Source organism: Blautia luti, assembly GCF_013304735.1.
Lineage (GTDB): Bacteria > Bacillota > Clostridia > Lachnospirales > Lachnospiraceae > Blautia_A.
This window is the reverse complement of record NZ_JAAITI010000120.1, coordinates 1-325: the sequence shown is the minus strand read 5'-3', so window position 1 is coordinate 325 and position 325 is coordinate 1. Positions and strand designations below refer to the sequence as shown.

Below are 325 nucleotides of genomic sequence, written 5' to 3'. Positions count from 1 at the left end.
CACTTGAGATTGAAATTGCGGAGCTGGAAAAGGCTGTTACCGGCTATGAGCAGAGCCAGAAATCCGCAGAGAAATTTATAGCCCTAATTGATAAGTACGAGAATTTTGACACTCTGACAAACACCATGCTCAACGAGTTTGTAGAGAAAATCCTTGTCCACGAACGCGCCCGAAAAGGCAGTCAGGACACCACGCAGGAAATTGAAATCTACTTCAATTTTTTAGGACGCTATATCCCACCATCCTTACAGCCGGTTCCTTTAACCCCGGAGGAACAGGAAGAACTGCGGAAAAAAGAAGAACGCAAGGACAGGCTTCATCAGAA

1 protein-coding gene is annotated in these 325 nt (G+C 45.5%); it reads left to right on the top strand.

Annotated features, from left to right (window positions below; all coding sequences use genetic code 11):
- A partial coding sequence (locus G5B06_RS18735) for a DUF4368 domain-containing protein (RefSeq protein WP_173772737.1) occupies nucleotides 1-325 on the top strand: 325 nt, incomplete at both ends.